At 36.2% G+C, this 17,626-nt stretch carries 19 protein-coding genes; 18 read left to right on the top strand and 1 reads right to left on the bottom strand.

What is annotated here, in order from left to right; genetic code table 11:
- The first annotated feature begins 75 nt into the window (after window positions 1-75).
- The 6 genes from FHL06_RS00095 to FHL06_RS00070 all read left to right on the top strand — a co-directional run bounded on the left by FHL06_RS00095 (window position 76) and on the right by FHL06_RS00070 (window position 5,535).
- Window positions 76-1,278, top strand: coding sequence for a CCA tRNA nucleotidyltransferase (locus FHL06_RS00095; RefSeq protein WP_153384223.1), 1,203 nt, complete (start codon window positions 76-78; stop codon window positions 1,276-1,278).
- Window positions 1,279-1,330: 52 nt separating this feature from the next.
- A complete protein-coding gene (locus FHL06_RS00090; protein ID WP_153384222.1) occupies window positions 1,331-1,795 on the top strand; it encodes a hypothetical protein in 465 nt (154 codons plus the stop codon).
- Window positions 1,796-1,868: 73 nt separating this feature from the next.
- Complete coding sequence (locus tag FHL06_RS00085) at window positions 1,869-2,054, top strand: hypothetical protein (protein ID WP_153384221.1); 186 nt, start codon at window positions 1,869-1,871, stop codon at window positions 2,052-2,054.
- Window positions 2,055-2,170: 116 nt separating this feature from the next.
- Window positions 2,171-4,072 (top strand): ABC-F family ATP-binding cassette domain-containing protein, encoded by a 1,902-nt coding sequence (locus tag FHL06_RS00080; protein ID WP_153384220.1) that lies wholly within the window; start codon window positions 2,171-2,173, stop codon window positions 4,070-4,072.
- 9 nt (window positions 4,073-4,081) lie between these two features.
- Window positions 4,082-5,032: a thymidylate synthase gene (locus FHL06_RS00075; protein ID WP_153384219.1), complete on the top strand. Its 951-nt coding sequence runs from the start codon at window positions 4,082-4,084 to the stop codon at window positions 5,030-5,032.
- A 14-nt stretch (window positions 5,033-5,046) separates the two neighbouring features.
- The gene (locus tag FHL06_RS00070; protein WP_153384218.1) at window positions 5,047-5,535 is read left to right on the top strand and encodes a dihydrofolate reductase; all 489 of its coding nucleotides are present in this window, start codon (window positions 5,047-5,049) and stop codon (window positions 5,533-5,535) included.
- A gap of 18 nt (window positions 5,536-5,553) precedes the next feature.
- On the opposite strand, the gene trhA is transcribed toward FHL06_RS00070, so the two are convergent.
- Entirely contained in the window at window positions 5,554-6,204 is a 651-nt protein-coding gene (gene trhA / locus FHL06_RS00065) for a PAQR family membrane homeostasis protein TrhA (RefSeq protein WP_153384217.1), read from the bottom strand.
- Between the two features lie 229 nt (window positions 6,205-6,433).
- Between trhA and FHL06_RS00060 the strand changes: the two genes are divergently transcribed.
- The 12 genes from FHL06_RS00060 (at window position 6,434) to FHL06_RS00005 (ending at window position 17,479) form a co-directional block, all read left to right on the top strand.
- On the top strand, window positions 6,434-7,276 hold the full coding sequence (locus FHL06_RS00060; RefSeq protein WP_153384216.1) for a DegV family protein: 843 nt from the start codon (window positions 6,434-6,436) through the stop codon (window positions 7,274-7,276).
- 47 nt (window positions 7,277-7,323) lie between these two features.
- On the top strand, window positions 7,324-8,175 hold the full coding sequence (locus tag FHL06_RS00055; RefSeq protein ID WP_153384215.1) for a GDSL-type esterase/lipase family protein: 852 nt from the start codon (window positions 7,324-7,326) through the stop codon (window positions 8,173-8,175).
- A 2-nt stretch (window positions 8,176-8,177) separates the two neighbouring features.
- Window positions 8,178-8,771 carry a YpmS family protein gene (locus FHL06_RS00050; protein WP_153384214.1) on the top strand — a complete coding sequence of 198 codons (594 nt, stop codon included), beginning with the start codon at window positions 8,178-8,180 and terminating at the stop codon, window positions 8,769-8,771.
- A 16-nt stretch (window positions 8,772-8,787) separates the two neighbouring features.
- Window positions 8,788-9,012, top strand: a complete 225-nt coding sequence (locus FHL06_RS00045) for a YozE family protein (RefSeq protein WP_153384213.1) — start codon at window positions 8,788-8,790, stop codon at window positions 9,010-9,012.
- Between the two features lie 9 nt (window positions 9,013-9,021).
- Window positions 9,022-9,876 carry a ribosome biogenesis GTPase YlqF gene (gene ylqF / locus FHL06_RS00040; RefSeq protein ID WP_153384212.1) on the top strand — a complete coding sequence of 285 codons (855 nt, stop codon included), beginning with the start codon at window positions 9,022-9,024 and terminating at the stop codon, window positions 9,874-9,876.
- A complete protein-coding gene (locus tag FHL06_RS00035; protein WP_153384211.1) occupies window positions 9,866-10,636 on the top strand; it encodes a ribonuclease HII in 771 nt (256 codons plus the stop codon). The genes ylqF and FHL06_RS00035 overlap by 11 nt, the downstream gene beginning before the upstream one ends.
- A gap of 47 nt (window positions 10,637-10,683) precedes the next feature.
- The gene (gene dprA / locus FHL06_RS00030; RefSeq protein WP_153384210.1) at window positions 10,684-11,502 is read left to right on the top strand and encodes a DNA-processing protein DprA; all 819 of its coding nucleotides are present in this window, start codon (window positions 10,684-10,686) and stop codon (window positions 11,500-11,502) included.
- Between the two features lie 104 nt (window positions 11,503-11,606).
- A complete protein-coding gene (topA, locus tag FHL06_RS00025) occupies window positions 11,607-13,694 on the top strand; it encodes a type I DNA topoisomerase (RefSeq protein WP_162000259.1) in 2,088 nt (695 codons plus the stop codon).
- On the top strand, window positions 13,695-14,594 hold the full coding sequence (xerC, locus tag FHL06_RS00020; RefSeq protein WP_153384208.1) for a tyrosine recombinase XerC: 900 nt from the start codon (window positions 13,695-13,697) through the stop codon (window positions 14,592-14,594).
- Between the two features lie 13 nt (window positions 14,595-14,607).
- On the top strand, window positions 14,608-15,132 hold the full coding sequence (gene hslV, locus FHL06_RS00015; RefSeq protein WP_153384207.1) for an HslVU peptidase proteolytic subunit: 525 nt from the start codon (window positions 14,608-14,610) through the stop codon (window positions 15,130-15,132).
- A gap of 15 nt (window positions 15,133-15,147) precedes the next feature.
- Window positions 15,148-16,590 (top strand): ATP-dependent protease ATPase subunit HslU, encoded by a 1,443-nt coding sequence (hslU, locus tag FHL06_RS00010; protein WP_153384206.1) that lies wholly within the window; start codon window positions 15,148-15,150, stop codon window positions 16,588-16,590.
- Between the two features lie 10 nt (window positions 16,591-16,600).
- Window positions 16,601-17,479 carry an aldose 1-epimerase family protein gene (locus tag FHL06_RS00005; RefSeq protein WP_153384205.1) on the top strand — a complete coding sequence of 293 codons (879 nt, stop codon included), beginning with the start codon at window positions 16,601-16,603 and terminating at the stop codon, window positions 17,477-17,479.
- Window positions 17,480-17,626 lie beyond the last annotated feature (147 nt).

Raw genomic sequence — 17,626 nt, 5'->3', positions numbered from 1 at the left:
CGATATTTTTGACATATCGTGTATAGTTGTTATGTAAAGATTTTTATTATTTAGTTTAGAAATTGAGGTAAATGTATGCAGATCAAACAACTTCCTAAGGATTTTCAAGAGGCACTACCAGTATTAGAACAGATTGAACAAGCGGGCTTTCAAGCTTATTTTGTCGGTGGAAGTGTTCGAGATCATATCTTGGGCCTGCCAATTCATGATGTTGATATTGCGACTAGTGCATACCCTGAAGAAATTAAAAAGATTTTTAAACGAACGGTCGATACAGGTATTCAACATGGGACTGTCACGGTCTTAATGGGGGATGATGCTTATGAGGTCACGACTTTTCGGACGGAGTCAGGTTATCAAGACTTTCGTCGACCTGATAAAGTAACTTTTGTTCGGTCTCTTGAAGATGATCTTAAACGTCGCGATTTTACGATCAATGCTTTAGCAGTTGACCTCAATGGAAATGTAATTGATAAATTCGATGGTTTAAAAGATTTAGATAAAAAAGTCATTCGCGCGGTTGGCAAAGCAGAAGAACGCTTCCATGAAGATGCTTTACGAATGATGCGGGCAGTCAGATTTCAAGCTCAATTGAATTTTAAAATAGAAGAACAGACTTCACAGGCAATTGCTGACAATGCACCTTTGCTTGAAAAAATTGCAATTGAACGGATTAGAGAGGAATTCGTCAAATTGTTGTTAAGTAAATCTTGGCAAACTGGATTGGGCGATTTCTTAAAACTAGGTTTGAGCGAATATTGTCCTGGATTCAAAGATCAAAAATTAGAATTAGAAGAATTGTTGGAACCAAAAGACAAGTATTTTATTGATGAAGATGAGGCCTGGGTAGCTATCGGCTATGTTTTGAGCTTGAATCATGATGAATTCAATCGCTTTTTAAGAGATTGGAAAGTTTCCAATAAGACCAGAGAGACTAGTGTCGATACTTTAAAGCTTTTGCACTTGTTTGAGAGTCAAGATTTCGATTTGTGGAATATTTACAAGTTGGGAACTAAGAATTTTGGTCGTGTGATTGAATTATGCAAAATGTTTGGGATTGAGTTCGATTATCAAGGATTAAATCAAAAGGTAGATCAAATTTCTATAAAAAATAGTCATGACTTGAAACTTTCTGGTAAGGATATTTGCGATATTTTAGGTGTCAAACCAGGTCCTATCATTGGCAAGTCGATGTCCCAAATTGAGCGTGCTGTCGTGGAAGGAAACGTTTCCAATAATTTCGATGAATTAAGGCATTATCTATTAAGTAATCAATAACGCTGTGTTATCATTAATTTAGTAAGTGTTTTTAAATTGAAAGGGTGATAATATGACTAAACATGTTTTTAAAGAACTCAAGTTTTACTTTAGAAATGATGATACTTGGACAGTTAGCCACAGTGAGATGAGTGACGTTTGGATTGCACGTGTAACGACTAGTTATGGACGTATTCAAGGTGGACGTATGCAAGAAATCCATCCATGCAAACGTTTTAGAATTGAAATTTTACCAGATGCTGACTATATCAAGGATACAGATGTTTCTACAGCAGCAATGGCTGATGGCATGTTCAACCGGATTATTAAATACCAAGATATTGAAAAATGCGATATCGTTTTTGAAGACGATCAAGGCAAGGAACCAATGCAGATTTACTTCCCATTCAAGCAAAAGGATGTTGAAGGACTTGATAATGCTTATCAATCTTCAGCTATTTCAAGTAAGACTGGCAATCTGTACATTTCGATTGATCCAGAAAATACAGTTTATGATATCTACAAAGAAGATCTTTAATGAAAATATAAAATACGGGACATTAGTTAGTTGTTAGCTAAGTCCCGTATTTTCTTGAGTAGAGGGGTAAATCATGGGAAATTTAAAAATTGGCACGATGGTCAAAATCGATGACCAAAAAGATGCTATGAAGAATCAAATTGGGGCTGTCGTTTATTTTGATCAAGAACATGAGAAAATTTTAGTTCGATTCGGCGGGCAACAACAGATGTATTATAATTTGAGTCAATTAAAAATTAATCAAGTTGCTGATAATTGAGTCCATTTGGTGAGACGATACATTAAGCACTTCTGATGTGATAAAATAAAGCAGAACAAAACATATACCTCTATCGAGATTGGTAGGGGAATTTTTTATTTATAGTGGTGAAATAATTGAAAACCTTAAACATAACAAATGCTTCAAAAACCTTTGGTGAACGGACACTTTTTACAGACGTTACGTTTACGATCAACGAAGGCGACAGAATTGGTCTTTTAGGTCTTAATGGAACTGGTAAAACAACTCTTTTAGACGGAATCGTTCATCCTAATAATCTCAATACGATTGAGGTCGATAAGCCTAAAGACTTTAAAATATCTTACTTAAAACAGCAACCTGATTTAGATGCAAAATCTTCTGTTATTGATGCTGTTTTTAATGGCAGCGGCGAAAAATTTCAATTGATTCGTCAATATGAAAACTCATTGGCTAAATTTAACATCAATTCGACTGATAAGAAGATTCAAAATGAATTTTTTAAGTTGCAAGAAAAAATGAATGCTGCTGAAGCTTGGCAAATGGAGTCAGATGTTAAGTCGATTTTGAATAAATTGGGCATTACTGAACTTGATAAAAAAATCGGTGAATTATCTGGTGGTCAACAAAGACGTGTTGCTTTAGCACAGACGTTAATTTCAGAAGCCAATCTGTTGATTTTAGATGAGCCAACTAACCATTTGGATTATGAAGCAATCGATTGGCTACAGACTTATTTAAGCAAATATAAAGGCTCAGTTCTTTTCGTGACCCATGACCGTTATTTCTTGAATGAAGTCGCAACCAGAATCTTTGAATTAGAGAATCGCAATGTTACTGAATATGACGGAAATTACGAGAAATATTTACAACAAAAAGCTGCTAATGAAGAGATTTACGCTTCCGTACAACATCATAAGACACAACTCTATAAGCAAGAATTAAATTGGATGCGTGCTGGCGTTAAAGCTCGTGGAACTAAGCAGCAAGCTAGAAAAGATCGCTTTACCGATTTAAAAGAAGATTTACAAAATAAGCCTGAAGCTCAAAAAGAAATGTCGATTGATATTGCACAACAACGATTGGGCAACGATGTATTCGATATTAAAGATGCCAGTTTAAAATTTGGGAAACATATCATCTTAAAAGACTTCAGTTATTTAGTTTCTCGTGGCGATCGAATTGGGATAACTGGTGCTAATGGTTCCGGTAAAACAACTTTTCTCAATACGATTGCTCATCAATTACCATTAGATTCAGGTGAGGTCAAAACTGGACAAACAGTTAGATTAGGCTATTATACGCAGCACACTGAAGATATGGACCCAGATAAGCGTGTCATCAGATATTTGGAGTCAATTGGTCAAGGTGCTAGAAATACTGATGGTAATCAAATGTCAGCCTCACAGATGCTTGATACTTTCAAATTTGACCATCAGATGCAAGGCTCCTTTATCAGAGAGCTCTCCGGTGGGGAGAAACGACGTTTGTACTTGTTAGCAATTTTGATGAATCAACCCAATGTTTTACTTTTGGATGAGCCAACGAATAATTTGGATATCGAGACTTTAACAATTTTGGAAAATTATTTAACTAATTTTAAAGGAACAGTTTTAGCTGTCTCTCATGATCGCTATTTCTTAGATAAAGTAGCTCATAAGTTATTGATTTTTGATGGTCAAGGTGAAATCGAAGAAAGCTATGATTCTTATTCTGGCTATTTGAAAGAAGCTTCCGAAAAGAAACAGGCTCAACACCATGAAGATAAGATTCAAAAGCACGAAGAAGTTAAAGAAAAGACTGAACAGAAGAAAACTGAAACTAAAAAGAAATTGACTTACGCTGAACAAATCGAGTTTGACAAATTGGAACCTAAGATTGAAAAACTCGATGATGAAATTGCCAGTTTGAAAAAAGAATTGAATGACGCTTCAAATGATTATGAAAAATTAATGGACTTTCAAAGACAACTTGACGAGAAGAATCAAGAATCAGATAAATTGATGGATCGTTGGGAATATTTAGGTCAATTCATTTAGGGGGAGAACATGCATAACGAGCAACAATATTTAGATCTTTTAAAATACGTTTTGGAAAATGGACATAAAAAAGGCGATCGGACAGGTACTGGTACCATCAGTACTTTTGGATATCAGATGCGCTTTGATCTGCAGGAGTCATTTCCACTTTTGACGACTAAAAAAGTTCCCTTTGGTCTAATTAAGAGCGAATTGTTGTGGTTCTTGCATGGAGATACTAATATTAGGTATCTTTTAGAACACAAGAATCATATTTGGGACGAATGGGCCTTTAAGAATTACATTGAAAGCTCAGATTACACTGGACCAGATATGACTGATTTTGGTCGCCGCAGCTTAGTCGATGATGAATTTGCCAAAGCTTATCGAATTGAGAAGAAGAAATTTGATCAAGCTATTTTAGAGGACGATGAATTTGCCCAAAAGTTTGGTAACTTGGGAGATGTTTATGGTGCTCAATGGCGTCATTGGCAAAAGCGTGATGGTGGTTTTATCGACCAGATAAAAAATGTTATTGAACAAATTAAGGACAATCCTAATTCACGGCGTTTGATCGTTAGCGCCTGGAATCCAGAAGATGTTCCAACGATGGCGCTTCCTCCTTGTCATACGCTGTTTCAATTTTATGTTAATGATGGCAAATTATCTTGTCAGTTGTATCAAAGAAGTGGCGACCTGTTCTTAGGAGTACCTTTTAATATTGCTAGTTATGCTTTGTTGACGCATTTGATTGCTCGAGAAACTGGATTAGAAGTCGGTGAATTCATCCATACCTTAGGGGATGCTCATATTTATTCCAATCATCTAAAACAAGTCAAAGAACAATTAAGTCGAAAGCCAACTGCAGGTCCACAATTAAAAATCAATAGCGATGAGAGTATCTTTGATATCGATGCAGGCGATATTGTAGTTGAAAATTACAATCCTCAACCAGCTATCAAGGCTCCAGTTGCTGTTTAAAGGAGAGATGGCCAATGATTAGTTTTGTTTGGGCAGAAGATGAGAATCATAATATCGGCGTAGATGGACATATTCCTTGGAATTTGCCTAATGATATGAAGCATTTTAAAGATGTTACAACCGGTCATCCCATTGTCATGGGACGCAAAACTTTTGAAAGTTTTCCAAATGGTCCCTTACCTAAAAGATTAAATATCGTCATTTCAAGAAATCCAGAGTATCAAGTACCTGATTCTGTGGTTCTTTTGAATGATAAAGGAAAATTGTCACAGTATGTGAAGCCTGATGACGAGGTTATGGTCATTGGTGGAGCTGGAATCTTTGAGTTATTTAAGGATGATGTAGATCGACTGTATCTTACGAAAATCTCGCATGCGTTTACAGGCGACACTAAAATGATTCCCATCGATTATGACAAATTTGATTTAATCGAAAAAAAAGAAGGCATTATGGATGAAAAAAATATTTATCCATATACCTTCGAAACTTATCAAAAGATTTAATTATTTTATTAACATGAATTAAGCAACATAGAAATAAACTGAAAAATACATCAAAGCAGTTCCAATCATAACAAAAATATGCCAGATGACGTGGATGTATTTCAAGTCTTTCAGCAAATAAATGCAAGCTCCTAATGTAAAAGCTATTCCTCCGGCAACTAGTAACCAGATACCGACGGTTCCAATTGAGTGATATAGCGGATTCATGGCGATAATAATAGCCCATCCCATTAGGACATAGAGAAAGGTTTCAAAATACTTGAAACGACCAACGTTGAAAATCTTATAAAGAATTCCACCGATTGCTAATATCCAGATAAAAGCGAGAATAGTGTAACCAAAAGTGGAATGTAACGAAATCAAGCAGTATGGCGTATAAGTTCCAGCAATCATCAAAAAAATAGAACTGTGATCGAATATTTGGAAAACGCCCTTAGCTTTCGTGAAATAAAGACTGTGAAAGAGCGTGGAACTCAAGTATAAAAAGAATAATGTGAAAGCATAAATGAAATAAGCAGTAATATTTAAAGGATTACCCTGATGGAAGCCTTTGATCAGTAAAAATACAGCTCCGATAATGGCTAAAATAATTCCGATACCATGAGTGACCGCACTGAAGACTTGATCAGTGATCAAATATCTTCGTGTAAAATTATGTTTTTTTGACATTTTAAAAACCTCAATTATTTTTGTCTGTTATTGAACATTATATGCTTTTAAGGGCTTTTCAGACAATAACTATCTTTAGTATAATAAATAACAGTTATTTTATTATAAATAATATTTAATAAAAATACTTGAGATAGTTAGTTTTTTTGTGATTTAGAAACAATAAGTTTGGTAAACTTTGTTATAATTGAAACAATTAAGAACTAAGACCCTATGAAAGAGGGATAAAATGACTAAAGTAAAAATCCTTACCGATTCATCGGTACAGTTAACTCCAGAAGAAATAGAAAAATACGATATTGGGATGGTTCCTTTAACCATTAGTATCGATGATAAGACATACACTGATGGTGTTGATATCACAAGGGAAGAATTTGTACGGGAAATGGATGCCTCAAAAGATTTACCTAAGACATCGCAACCATCAATCGGTACTTTCATGAAAGTTATCGATAAAATTCCTGATGACTATACTGATATCTTATCCTTAAACATGACCCCAGCAATCAGTGGAACGATCAATGCAGCAAGACAAGTAGCGCAAATGAGCGAACGTCACATGGAAGTCGTTGATACTGAATTTACTGATCGTGCTCAAGCCTTTCAAGTTATCAAAGCAGCTAAGATGGCTCAAGAAGGCAAGTCGATCGATGAAATTAAGCAAGCTATTTCAGTCTTGCGCGAACATACTTACCTATACATGGGTGTCACAAGTATTGAAAATATCCTTCGTGGCGGTCGTTTGAGTCGCTTTGCAGGAACGCTATCAACACTTTTGAATATCAATTTAGTTTTAACTTTGAAAAATAATAGTCTAGATATTGCCAAGCGTGGCCGTGGTCGCAAGACGATCGAAAAATATATGGACAATGTTATGGAAGAAATCAAAGGCTTAAAGAACATCAAGTCGATTGGTATTTCATATGTTGACAAAATGGACTATGTAAATGAATTGAAGGAAAAGTTGGCACAAATCGTTCCTGACGTACCGTTGCTTATTAGAGTAACCAGTCCGGTAATTGCTACCCATGCTGGTTCAGGTGCCTTCGCAATTGAATTTTATACCGAGTAAAAGCTGATGCTGACATCAGCTTTTTTTTGAAAGATGGATTTTAGCTAATGAAGAAAAAAAGTATTTGGATCATCGTTGTAATCTTAATTTTAGTGGCAGTGAGTGGTGGAACTTATTATTTTGTTCAAGGTAATCACCAGCAACAAGAAGTTGTCACTAAGAAAGCTCCCAACAAAAAACCTAAGAAAAAAACAGTTCCTAAAAAGAAAAGTCTCAGTCTTGTTGCGATTGGAGATTCATTAACGCAAGGCGTCGGCGATTCTAAATCAGTTGGAGGCGGATATGTCACAAGATTGACTAGCAAAGTCCAAAATCATTATGACATCCCTACGCAGCCACATAATTATGGCGTGTCAGGCGATACTAGTACGCAAATTATGACGCGCATTAAAAATGATAAAAATATGCACCAAGATTTACCGAAGGCAGATATTATTACAATTACTGTCGGTGGAAATGATTTCATGCATTTATTGCAAAAAAAGGGCTTGGATTTAACAGCTGGCGACATTGCTGATGAACAAGTCAAATTTGATAAGCGTTTAAAGCAATTATTGACTGATGTGAGAAGCTATAACAAAACTGCTCCCATCTATTTGATTGGTATTTATAATCCCTTCAGCGTCTATTTATCAAACGTCAAGAACGCCAAAACTGCTTTTATCAATTGGAATCGTGGCTCTGCTAGAGTAGCAGCTACATTTAATAAAACTTACTTTGTCGATATTAATAACCTCTATCAGACTAAACAAGTCGATAAAAAAGTTAAGAAAACCGGGGTCAACCCATATCTTTACAAAAAAGATCATTTCCATCCCAACGGAACTGGTTATGATATGATGACTGATAAGATTTTTGCCAAAGTAAGTACAACGACAAAGGAGTGGCTTTATAAATAATTATGAAAAGAAATTATTGGAAATACGCATTCATAACTCTCGTGGCAATCATTGTGATTGGGTTAGGATTCATTGGAACTAAAGTTTTGAGTTCACCAACAGAAAACTATCAGGTTACTTCCAATGTTGAAAATCAAAGTTCAAAAGTCTTTACCGTCAATATGACTAAGCAACAAGCTAACAAGATGGCTCAATATTATTTGAAGCATACATTAAATAACGGTAAAACCGATTATCAACTTGTCTTGAAAAAGGACGCTGAATTAACCGGTGCTATTTCATTTTTAGGAGCCAAAATCCACTTTACGATTTTGATGCAGCCATATGCTAAGACTAATGGCGATATTTTATTGAAAGCAAAAGGAATGAAAATCGGTGATTTATCATTGCCAATTTCCTTTGTAATGAATTATATTAAGAATAGCTTTAAAACACCTAATTGGGTCGATATCGATGGCAAAGATAAGTCAATTCTTTTGAAATTCACTAAATTTACAACTAAAGATGGTTATGGTATTCGTGCTAAAAATATTGATTTAAAAAATAATAAATTGTCCTTTGAAGTAATGAATAGTAAAATTACTGACAACCAATAACGTGAAAGGAGTAAGAATGAGACGCAGTTTTTATGAATTTTTAATGACGCTTCGCAATGCTGACAGTGTTGAACCAGAGGCCGAATTTGCGAACAATGCTTTTCATGATTCATCTTTTCCTAAGCATGAAGAAAGTTACCAAAAGATTTCAGATTATCTGGAATTAAACGCTGGTTATTTGCCCAGCATGACAATTTTTGATGAGGCATTCCAAAAGTACCAAGAAATAGACAGAAAATAGGTGATGGCAATGGCACTACAATGGTATCCGGGACACATGAACAAAGCCAAGAACCAAGTGCAAGACCGCTTGAAACTAGTGGATATTGTACTGGAAATCGTCGATGCAAGACTTCCGTTTTCATCGCGTAATCCGGTTCTTGAACAAATAATCGATAAAAAAAAGCACATAATTATTTTAAATAAAGCTGACCTAGCTGATCCTCAAGTGACAGCTGATTGGAAGCTTAACTTTGAACAAGAGGGCACTAAATCCATTGAATTGGATGCTAAACATAGCAAAGGACTCAACAAAATCAAAAGTTTGATTCATTCCGAACTTTCTGAAAAAATTGCTCGTTATGAAAAAAATGGCGTTCAAAATTATCGAATCAAAGCTATGTGCATTGGAATTCCGAATGTCGGCAAATCAACGATTTTGAACCGCTTGGTTGGAAAGAATGTGGCCGTAACTGGTAATAAGCCCGGCGTGACGAAAAATCAGAATTGGTTGAAAACAAATATTGGTATCGACTTATTGGATACGCCTGGTATTCTTTGGCCAAAGATCGATGATCCCAAGGTAGGCATGAAATTGGCTCTTTCAGGCGCTATCAAAGATAAAATCTATGCACCTGATGATGTTGCCATCTATGCATTGAACTTTTTAGAGACTCATTATATGGACAATCTGCAGGAAAAGTATGGACTTACTAACTCCGATATTTTCAATCATACGACTCCAGAATTGTTAATGAGTCTAACTGAGAAGTTCGGTTATAAAGAGGATTATGACAGAGCCTCACGTAGAATTATCGATGATATTCGTAAGCTCAAGTTAGGCAGATTGACTTTTGATGTCCCTGGGGAGTTTTATGAAGAATAGATACACGATTAAAGAAGTTAAAAAACTATTGGAAAATGAAGCTAATAGTTCGTTATTGTCAGAATTTTCAAAAGATTCTAGGGCTGGAGTAAAAAAATTATTGCAGCAATTTTATAAAAAGCAAGCTCAAAAAGAGGTTTTGATTAAAAAATTTCATCAAAAGGAATTTTTGGAAAAGCCTTACTGGGATCACAATTTAGTGGTCGCAGGAGTAGATGAAGTTGGTAGAGGACCGTTGGCTGGGCCAGTCGTTACAGCAGCGGTTATTTTGCCATGCGATAATACACTTTATGAGGTGGACGATTCAAAAAAATTATCACGTGCCAAAAGAGACCAATTATATAAACAAATTTGTGAACAAGCAATTGATATTAGTGTCGCTGTTGGCAGTCCTAAGTTGATTGATACTGAAAACATTTATCATGCAACTGAGTTGACAATGAGAGAATCTATTGAACGACTCTTTTTGAAGCCAGATCAAATTTTAGTCGATGCCATGACGATTCCTGTTAATATTTCACAAACAAAATTGATTAAGGGCGATTCTAAGTCGTTAAGTATTGGAGCTGCTAGTATCGTAGCTAAAGTAAGTCGGGACCGCCTGATGACGACATATGGCAAACTATACCCTGAATTTGGTTTTGATCAAAACGACGGCTATGGCACTAAACAACATTTGGATGCCTTGTCAAAATATGGTCGAACAAAGATTCACCGCTTGAGTTTTGCGCCAGTAAAAAACATAAATAAATTGTATTAAGAAAGCATCATTTTCGTAGTTTAGACTAAGGGAGTGATGTTTTTATTATGGACAAATTAACGCGATTCTTAATCCTATGTCGTCAAACGGGGATGGTTTCGAATCAGATAATGTTAAATATTATAAAGATTTCGACAAGTAGTGCTAATCTAGAAGATGAAACTTATGATTTTCTGCAAGAAAAGTGGGGATTTGCAAAATTTAACCAGTTTCTACTATTATTAAAGAAGCAAGAAATTGCAGAGTTTGAAGCGATAAACTACTTAGATTCCAATTATCCGCAAATCTTAAGAACAATTTATAATCCTCCAGCGCTCTTGTATTTTAAAGGAGATATTGCTTTACTAAAGACGGATTGTTTGGCTATCGTTGGGTCTAGACAGGCGACAGATTACAGTTTTCGTTGCATTGGCGGTCTTGTTCCGCGCTTGGTAAATCGTTATACTATTGTGAGCGGTTTAGCAAAAGGCGTCGATTCATGGGCTCATCAACACGCATTGAATAATCATGGCAAGACGATTGCCGTGATTGGAAGTGGGCTTGATATTGCTTATCCAAAAGAAAACCTTGCTTTACAGCAAGAAATTATGAATAATGGTTTGGTAATCAGTGAGTACCCACCACGGACTCCTATCAGGAAATTTCATTTTCCACAAAGGAATCGAATAATCGCCGGTTTGAGTCAAAAGGTTATCGTCACAGAAGCTAAAAAAAGAAGTGGTTCTTTGATCACAGCAGATTTAGCACTAGAGAACAATCGTGAAGTCTTGGCTATTCCTGGACGAATCGATGTTAGTTTGTCCGCTGGCTGCAATAGTCTGATTGAACAAGGGGCCACCCCGCTGATCGATTTTAATAGTTTATAAATCAGGATATTTAAAAATATTTTTATCATTTAAATTGACAAAAGAAAAATCAGTGATTAATATATTGACAGTTTTAATTGATCCATTGGAAAGGAGCACTTTACGTGCCATCAACAAAGCAAAAGAACTTGGTGATCGTTGAATCGCCATCAAAAGCAAAAACAATTGAAAAGTATTTGGGACGTAATTATCACGTGGTTGCAAGTCTTGGTCACGTTAGAGACTTACCTAAGAGTCAGATGGGTGTCGACGTTGAACATGATTATGAACCAAAATATATTTCCATTCGTGGTAAGGGTCCAGTCATCAAGGATTTGAAAAAAGAAGCCAAAAAAGCTAAAAGGATTTATCTGGCAGCCGATCCGGATCGTGAAGGAGAAGCCATTGCTTGGCATGTCTCACATTTACTAGGGTTGGATGACAATGATAAAAATCGGGTCGTCTTTAATGAAATTACTAAAGACACGGTCAAACAAGCTTTCAAGTCACCTCGAAGCATCGATATGAATTTGGTTGATGCTCAACAAGCTCGTCGGGTTTTAGATCGCTTGGTTGGTTATTCTATTTCGCCAATCCTTTGGGCAAAAGTTAAAAAAGGACTCAGTGCCGGTCGTGTTCAATCGATTGCCTTGAAACTTGTTATTGAGCGCGAAAATGAAATCAAGAAGTTCGTTCCTCAAGAATATTGGACGATCGAATCAGTTTTCAAGCATGGTAAAGATAAGTTTAAAGCTAACTTCTATGGCTTGGATGGTAAAAAAGCTGAGCTTGGCGACAATGATCAAGTTCAAGCTGTTTTAAATAAAGTTGATAAGAAAAAAGATTTCAATATCGATAAAGTTACAAAAAAGGAACGCAAGAGAACTCCAGCAGCACCATTTACAACTAGTTCGTTGCAACAAGAAGCTAACAAGCGTCTCAACTACAAGACTAGAAAAACAATGATGATTGCCCAACAATTGTACGAAGGTATCAATTTAGGTCGAAAAGAAGGAACTGTTGGTCTAATTACTTATATGCGGACTGATTCTAAGCGTATTTCTAAAGTAGCTGAAGCAGAAGCTTCAAAGTTCATTCACCAAGAATACGGCGAACCTTTTGCAGCTATCAAAGAGAGAAAAGATAAGAACCAAGAAGGGGCTCAAGATGCCCACGAAGCTATCCGTCCTTCATCAGTTATGAGAACGCCAGCTTCATTGAAAGATATTTTGAGTCGTGATCAATTTAGACTTTATAATTTGATTTGGTCACGTTTTGTTGCCAGTCAAATGACACCAGCAATCTTTGATACGATGACAGTCGATTTGTCACAAAATGGCGTTAATTTTAGAGCCAATGGTTCAAAGATGAAATTTGAAGGTTATCGCAAAGTCTATCAAAGTACTTCCGAAAAATCTAAGAAAGATAATATCTTGCCTGAATTAACTGAAGGCGATAAAGCTAAGTTGCAAAAAAATGATCCGGCACAACACTTTACTCAACCACCAGCAAGATTTACTGAAGCTTCCTTGGTCAAAGCTTTGGAAGAAAATGGCGTTGGTCGTCCTTCAACTTATGCTCCGACAATTGATACTATTCAACGTCGTTACTACGTCAAATTGAATGGTAAGAGTTTTGAACCAACCGAACTTGGTGAAATCGTTGATAATTTGATTCAGTCTTATTTCCCAGATATCGTAAATATCGATTTTACAGCTAATTTGGAAGATGAGTTGGATCGAATTGAAGAAGGCAATGAAGATTGGGTCCAAGTAGTCGATCGCTACTACAAACCATTTGCAAAAGAATTAGAATCAGCCGAAGATAAAATTGAAAAAGTTCAAATCAAGGATGAACCAGCAGGTATGGATTGTGATATCTGTGGTGCACCAATGGTCATCAAGATGGGACGTTATGGCAAGTTCTATGCTTGCTCACGTTTCCCTGAATGTCGTAATACTAAACCAATCGTTAAAGAAATTGGCGTTACTTGTCCTAAATGTAAGAAAGGTCAAGTTATTGAAAGAAAATCAAAGAAGAACCGTATCTTTTATGGTTGTTCTAGATATCCAGACTGTGACTTTGTTTCTTGGGATAAACCAATTGGACGTGATTGTCCAAAAGATGGCCACTACCTAGTTGAAAAGAAAGTTAAGGGTGGTCGTCAAGTAATCTGTCCAAATGGAGATTATGAAGAGGATATTCAAAAATAAATGATAGAACAGGAATTAATCGATAAATTCGTTGAAAATTTAATGATTAATCATCACTACTCAAAAGAAACAAAAAAATCTTATTTAGAAGATATAGATAATTTTGTTTCTTTTTTGCATCAAAATGGTGGTTTCAATGGCTTTACCAAGGTGAAACGAATTGATATCGAGACATATTTAACTTATTTAGATGAAAAAGATTATGCGGATGAAACGGTTGCTAGGCGAATATCAGCTTTACGTTCGTTTTATAATTTTTTGATTAAGAATGATTTCATCGATGCCAATCCCTTTGATTTGGTGCAGTTAAAGCATAAGGGTCGAAAATTGCCTCATTACTTTTATGAAAAAGAAATGACGCAATTGTTTGAAGCTGTCCAAGGAGATGATCCTCTGTCGCAAAGAAACTCAGCGCTCTTGGAGATGTTGTATGCTACTGGCATGCGAGTTAGTGAATGTGCTAACCTATTATTAGATCAATTGGATTTTTCTAATGGAATCGTTTTGATTCATGGTAAAGGGGATAAGGATCGTTACGTTCCTTTTGGAAGCTATGCTCAACATGCCTTAAAAAAATACTTTGATCAGGGTCGTAAAATTTTGATGACGAAGAATCATCAGGATCATCAATATGTGTTCGTCAATAGTCGTGGACAGGGTTTAACTAGTCGTGGAATCGAATATATTTTGGATCAAATCATTAAAAAGACTAGTTTAACTAGCGATATCCATCCCCACATGATTCGGCATACTTTTGCAACCCATATGTTAGAACATGGGGCGGATTTAAGAACGGTCCAAGAATTATTAGGACACTCTAGTTTGTCTACGACTCAAATCTATACGCACGTGACGATGGACCATTTAAAAAAAGATTATAAAAAATATTTTCCAAGATAAAGAAGGTACATAAATGACAACTATAGTTGCTGTAAAACATGATAACCGCACTGCTATTGCTGGTGACGGTCAAGTTACAATGGGTGAAAAATACATCATGAAAGGAACTGCTCACAAGGTAAGACGTATTTATGACGATAAGGTCATTATTGGTTTTGCTGGTGGAGTAGCTGATGCGATTACTCTTCAAGATTGGCTTGAACAAAAACTCAAGGCTTACTCTGGAAATCTTAAGAGAGCTGCAGTTGAGTTAGCACAGGATTGGAGAAAAGATCCAACTTTGCAAAAATTGGAAGCTTTGTTGATTGCTATGGATAAGGACAGTCTCTTATTGATTTCAGGTAATGGCGAAGTTATCGAACCTGATGAAGATGTCGTAGCAATTGGGTCAGGTGGCAACTTTGCTCAAGCGGCAGCTATTGCTATGCAACGTCATGCAAAAGATATGGATGCTGAACAGATTGCTGTGGAAGCAATTAAGATTGCTTCAGGAATCGATATCTTTACGAATGAAAACATTATTTCCGATAAATTTTAGAGTGGAGATTAATAAATGGATACATTAACACCGTTAACACCAAAACAAATCGTTGCCCAATTAGACAATTATATTATTGGTCAAACAGACGCTAAAAAGGCGGTTGCGATTGCCTTGTACAATCGTTACCGTCGTATGCAAGTACCAGAAAAACTACAACAAGAAATCACACCTAAAAATTTGATGATGATTGGACCAACTGGTGTTGGTAAAACAGAAATCGCCAGAAGATTAGCCAAAATCGTTAACGCCCCCTTCGTGAAAGTCGAAGCAACTAAATTTACTGAAGTTGGTTACGTAGGTCGCGACGTCGAATCAATGGTACGTGATTTAGTCAGTATGGCTGTTTCTATGGTTGAAAAAGACAAATTTGATGAAATTAGACCAGAAGTCCGTCGCGATGTTGATAAGAAATTGGTTAAATTGCTAGCTCCTGGCGTCAAAAAAGAACAAAAACAAAACAACAATGATTTCATGAGTATGTTAAATAACATGCAAAATGGTCAAAATCTCGGTAGTATTTTTAACAACAATAATGATACGGTTGATTCTGATCCTGACAGCAATGCTGAAGTTACTGATGAAATCCGTAATCGTCGTCTCAGTGTTAAAGAACAATTGGATAAAGGACTTCTAGAAGACGAAGAGGTAACTATCAAAGTCGAAGAATCTAAAAAAGTTGGTCCAATGGATGACCAGATGGGTCAAATGGGACTTGATATGAGTGGGATGATGGACTCATTGATGCCTAAGAAGACTATCACAAGAACTTTGCCAGTTAAGGAAGCTCGTGAATTGTTGATTCAACAAGAATCGGATAAACGAGTCGACCATGATGAAATTTATCAAAGAGCTATTGAATTGACTCAAAATAAAGGAATTATCTTTATTGATGAGTTCGATAAGATTGCTGCTGGCGATAAAAAGAATTCAGGTGAAGTTTCTCGTGAAGGTGTCCAACGTGACATCTTGCCAATCGTCGAAGGTTCACGTATCAACACTAAATATGGTCCAGTCGATACTGACCACATTCTTTTCATTGCCTCAGGTGCTTTTGCTGAAAGCAAGCCTAGCGATTTGATTGCTGAACTTCAAGGTCGTTTCCCAATTAGAGTCGAATTAAACGACTTGACTGAAGAAGATTTCATTCAAATTTTGACTAAACCAGACAATGCATTGACAAAACAATATGTAGCGCTTACACGCGCGGATGGCATACATTTAACTTTTACTAAAGAATCAGTTGAAGAGATTGCAAAAGTTGCTTTTGAATTGAATAATAGTAATCAGAACATCGGTGCAAGACGTCTTTCTACTGTCTTGGAAAAGATCTTGGCGGATATTCTATATGAAGGTCCAGATATGCAAATGGGCGACATTACTATTACACGTGAATACGTTCATGAACAAGTAGGCAAGATTGCTGCTGATCAAGATCTTTCACGCTATATTCTTTAGGGGGAGTTACATGACAGTTTATCAATTGAAGAACGACTTTTTAACTGTAAAAATCAATTCTTTGGGTGCTGAAATGAACAGCATCAAGAACAATGAAGATTCAGAATTTATCTGGCAAGCTGACTCAAAGGTTTGGGGAAGACATGCACCGGTATTGTTCCCAATCGTTGGTCGCTTAAAGGATGACCATTACTTTGTTGATGGTAAAGAGTACCAGATGACTCAACATGGATTTGCTCGTGATCAAGAATTTAGTCTTGACTCACAAACAGATGCCAAATTAGTTTTAAGTTTGACAACTAGTGAAGCTAGTCTTAAGAAGTATCCTTATCACTTCAAGTTGCGTATCGTTTACCAACTTGTTAAGGATACTGTGCAAATTTCTTACTTAGTTGATAGTATGGAAGAATCAGAAGATATGTACTTCTCAATTGGAGCACACCCTGGTTTTAGCGTTCCCTTTGATAAAGGTTTGAAATTTGAAGATTACAAAGTTCAAGTTGACCCTGTTGAAACAAGAACTCATATTCCTATTTCAGATCACCTAGTCGATTTGAATAATGAGCAAAAAGTTGAGAATCAAAACTTCTCAATGGCTCGTGATTACTTTGTGGACGATGCTGTGGTCTATCGTTTGAATGACCCTGCTGAAGTAACAATTTCAAGCGACAAGTCAGATCACAAGTTGACACTTGATACTGGTAACGCCAAATTCTTCGGGATGTGGTCAACCTATCCTGATGATAACGGTAAGTTTATGTGTATCGAACCATGGTGGGGACTTGCTGATAAAACAGATAGCGACAATGATTTGAAACACAAGTATGCAATCAATAAATTGGCTCCTAAGGAACAATTTGAAGCATATTTCAGTATTTCAATCAAGTAATATAAAAATGATAATAAAAGGGCTGTTCGTCAAATTAAGTTGATGGCAGTTTACATAAGCAGTTAGATCATAATTGGTCTAGCTGTTTTTTATTTGGCTGACGAGCTTGCTCGGAGCCAAAAAATTTGAAGATTGATACGCTTAATA

It is taken from the genome of Companilactobacillus halodurans (assembly GCF_009600985.1).
Classification (GTDB): domain Bacteria; phylum Bacillota; class Bacilli; order Lactobacillales; family Lactobacillaceae; genus Companilactobacillus; species Companilactobacillus halodurans.
Note: the sequence above shows the minus strand (reverse complement) of the source record. Positions and strands in the feature narration are given on the sequence as shown.

What these genes read in the sequence shown, in the direction of transcription:
- FHL06_RS00095 (WP_153384223.1), top strand. Translation starts at nt 76, where the DNA reads ATGCAGATCAAACAACTTCCTAAGGATTTTCAAGAGGCACTACCAGTA.
- FHL06_RS00090 (WP_153384222.1), top strand. Translation starts at nt 1,331, where the DNA reads ATGACTAAACATGTTTTTAAAGAACTCAAGTTTTACTTTAGAAATGAT.
- FHL06_RS00085 (WP_153384221.1), top strand. Translation starts at nt 1,869, where the DNA reads ATGGGAAATTTAAAAATTGGCACGATGGTCAAAATCGATGACCAAAAA.
- FHL06_RS00075 (WP_153384219.1), top strand. Translation starts at nt 4,082, where the DNA reads ATGCATAACGAGCAACAATATTTAGATCTTTTAAAATACGTTTTGGAA.
- FHL06_RS00070 (WP_153384218.1), top strand. Translation starts at nt 5,047, where the DNA reads ATGATTAGTTTTGTTTGGGCAGAAGATGAGAATCATAATATCGGCGTA.
- trhA (WP_153384217.1), bottom strand. Translation starts at nt 6,204, where the DNA reads ATGTCAAAAAAACATAATTTTACACGAAGATATTTGATCACTGATCAA.
- FHL06_RS00060 (WP_153384216.1), top strand. Translation starts at nt 6,434, where the DNA reads ATGACTAAAGTAAAAATCCTTACCGATTCATCGGTACAGTTAACTCCA.
- FHL06_RS00055 (WP_153384215.1), top strand. Translation starts at nt 7,324, where the DNA reads ATGAAGAAAAAAAGTATTTGGATCATCGTTGTAATCTTAATTTTAGTG.
- FHL06_RS00050 (WP_153384214.1), top strand. Translation starts at nt 8,178, where the DNA reads ATGAAAAGAAATTATTGGAAATACGCATTCATAACTCTCGTGGCAATC.
- FHL06_RS00045 (WP_153384213.1), top strand. Translation starts at nt 8,788, where the DNA reads ATGAGACGCAGTTTTTATGAATTTTTAATGACGCTTCGCAATGCTGAC.
- ylqF (WP_153384212.1), top strand. Translation starts at nt 9,022, where the DNA reads ATGGCACTACAATGGTATCCGGGACACATGAACAAAGCCAAGAACCAA.
- FHL06_RS00035 (WP_153384211.1), top strand. Translation starts at nt 9,866, where the DNA reads ATGAAGAATAGATACACGATTAAAGAAGTTAAAAAACTATTGGAAAAT.
- dprA (WP_153384210.1), top strand. Translation starts at nt 10,684, where the DNA reads ATGGACAAATTAACGCGATTCTTAATCCTATGTCGTCAAACGGGGATG.
- xerC (WP_153384208.1), top strand. Translation starts at nt 13,695, where the DNA reads ATGATAGAACAGGAATTAATCGATAAATTCGTTGAAAATTTAATGATT.
- hslV (WP_153384207.1), top strand. Translation starts at nt 14,608, where the DNA reads ATGACAACTATAGTTGCTGTAAAACATGATAACCGCACTGCTATTGCT.
- hslU (WP_153384206.1), top strand. Translation starts at nt 15,148, where the DNA reads ATGGATACATTAACACCGTTAACACCAAAACAAATCGTTGCCCAATTA.
- FHL06_RS00005 (WP_153384205.1), top strand. Translation starts at nt 16,601, where the DNA reads ATGACAGTTTATCAATTGAAGAACGACTTTTTAACTGTAAAAATCAAT.